Genomic DNA, 1,240 nt, shown 5'->3' with positions numbered 1-1,240 from the left:
GGCCGGGGCCCGCCGCGCAGGCCGCGGATCCGGCCGCCGAGCACCCGCCGGCCGGCGAAGCCGAGCATGGCGGGCAGCAGGCTGAGCGCGATCAGCACGGCGACGACCACCGCGAACCCGGCCGCGACGCCCATCTCGGTGAGGATCGGGATGCCGACGACGCCGAGCCCGACCAGCGCGATCACGACGGTCAGGCCCGCGAAGACCACGGCCGACCCGGCGGTGCCGACGGCGCGGCCGGCGGCCTCCTCACCGGACCTGCCCTCCTCGAGTTCGTGCCGGTACCGGGAGGTGATGAACAGGGCGTAGTCGATCGCGACGGCGAGGCCGAGCATCAGCGCCAGCGTGGAGGTGGTCGAGCTCATCTCGACCAGACCGGTGGCGGCGGTGATGCCGCTCATCGCGATCGCGACGCCGAGGATCGCGTTCAGCAGCGGGAGCCCGGCGGCCACCAGCGAGCCGAGGGTGATCAGCAGCACCACGGCGGCGATCGCGAGCCCGATGAGCTCCGACGCGCCCTGCTCGGGCATGCCCTGGGTGGCGCTGCCGCCCATCTCGACGGTCAGCCCGGCGGACCGGCCCGCGTCGGCGGCGTCCTGCAGGGCGTCGCGCGAGGACTGCTTCACGTCCACCTGGGTGACCTTGTAGGTGACCTGGGTGAGGGCCGTGCGCTGGTCCGGGGAGAGCGCCTTCGCCTGGTACGGGTCCACGACCGACCCGACCTGCGGGGCCGTCCGCAGCTTGCCGACGACCTGCTCGACGGCGGCCCGGTTCGCGGGCTCGGCGAGGGTGTGGCCGGCCGGCGCGCGGATCACCACCCGGGCGGTCGCGCCGTCCGCCGACGCCTGCGGCATCCGGTCCTTGAGCAGGTCGATGGCGCGCTGGGCCTCGGTGCCGGGGATGGAGAAGTCGCTGGACGTCGGGGCCTTGAGCACGGCCGCCCCGACGCCGAACAGGACGAGCAGCCCCACCCAGAGGAGGGCGACGAGCCTGCGGCGCCGGTAGGAGAACCGGCCGAGCCGGTAGAGGAAGGTTGCCAAGAGAGAAGATCCCATTCGATGCCGGACGCGCCGGGGGGCGCTCCGGACTCGCGGACGGTGCACGGTCGACGACTCGGCGACGGGCCGGTCGCCAGGTCTCTCAGGGGTGGGTCCGCCGAAAGGGGGGATTCCGGCCGGGGCAAGGCGGCGGGCCCCGGCCGGAAGCGAGTCAGCCGGAGGGGTCGGCGGACGCCGCCGCG

Annotated in this window: 1 protein-coding gene; it reads right to left on the bottom strand. The window is 74.8% G+C overall.

Annotated elements, in window-relative coordinates; genetic code table 11:
* On the bottom strand, positions 1 to 1,040 hold a 1,040-nt coding region (locus tag DZF91_RS23615), incomplete at its 3' end, for an MMPL family transporter (RefSeq protein WP_147341321.1).
* Positions 1,041 to 1,240: the final 200 nt, after the last annotated feature.

It is taken from the genome of Actinomadura logoneensis (assembly GCF_003428695.1).
Classification (GTDB): Bacteria; Actinomycetota; Actinomycetes; order Streptosporangiales; family Streptosporangiaceae; genus Spirillospora; species Spirillospora logoneensis.
This window is presented reverse-complemented; position numbering and strand designations above follow the sequence as displayed.